The organism is Streptomyces botrytidirepellens (genome assembly GCF_003721215.1).
GTDB classification, from domain to species: Bacteria; Actinomycetota; Actinomycetes; order Streptomycetales; family Streptomycetaceae; genus Streptomyces; species Streptomyces himastatinicus.
Map to the genome: position 1 here is coordinate 1 of NZ_RIBZ01000421.1, position 1,003 is coordinate 1,003.

The 1,003-nt window shown below is 76.4% G+C and carries 2 pseudogenes; both read left to right on the plus strand.

The features are described 5' to 3' along the window. Nucleotides 1-295 (plus strand): annotated as a pseudogene (locus tag EEJ42_RS31305) (DNA alkylation response protein); the annotation flags it as partial. Between the two features lie 395 nt (nucleotides 296-690). Next, a pseudogene (locus EEJ42_RS31310) lies at nucleotides 691-1,003 on the plus strand (MSCRAMM family adhesin SdrC); the annotation flags it as partial.

Sequence of the window (1,003 nt, forward strand, 5' to 3'; positions counted from 1 at the left end):
CGCCGCCGCAGGTGCCGACGCCCGGCTGGACGCGGCCGCGGCCCGGCTGCGCGCGCTGCTGCCGCAGCTCGCGGATCCGCAGCGGGCCCAGGTCCTCGCGCGCCGCCTCGCCGAGCAGATGACGCTGGTCCTCCAGGGCAGCCTGCTGGTGCGGTACAGCCACCCGGCGGTCGCCGACGCGTTCTGCGCCTCCCGGCTGGACGGGGACTGGGGGCATGCGTTCGGCACCCTGCCGCCGGGGACGGACACCGGCCCGATCCTGGACCGGGCCCGCCCCAAGGATCTGCGCGCGTAAACCTCACTCACCGAAACCTCCACATCTTTTCCCCTATTCGGGCGAATAGTTGGGCACATACGGCTGGCGGCGACCTGTTCGGCCGAACATCTCCTCGTGAATCGATGGCATCGCGCATGGCGTGCGGGGGTCCTGACCACGGCCCTGCTGCTCGCCTCGACGGGGGCGACAGCCTTGGCCGACGGGGGTGGTGACGGCCGGGCGGCCGCCACCACCGCCCCGCGGCGGACGATCGACGCCCGGAGCGGGGCGGGGACGGGGGACGGGGATGCGGACCATGGGTCGCGTACGAGGCTGAGGCTGCGGGTGCGGGTCCAGATCGGCCCGGGCTTCTGTGTGTGCGTCAGGGCGTCGGTGGCGGCGCGGCGGGGTTGGCTCGGGTTCCGGTACGGCTGGTGCCCGCCGCCCAAGCCGACCCCCACGCCGACGCCGACACCCACGCCCAGCCCCACGCCGACACCGACGCCCACACCCAGCCCCACCCCGACACCGAGCCCCACGCCGACGCCCACACCCAGCCCCACCTCGACGCCGACGCCCTCACCGACGCCGACTCCTTCACCGACGCCGACCCCGGCGCCGACACCCACGCCCAGCGCGTCGCCTTCGGCCACCCCGGCGCCGAGCCCCACCCCGACGCGCACCCCCGCGCCCACCCGGTCGGCAGCGCCCGCGCCGGTGCCCGCGCCGTCCGTGCGGCGTCCCGCG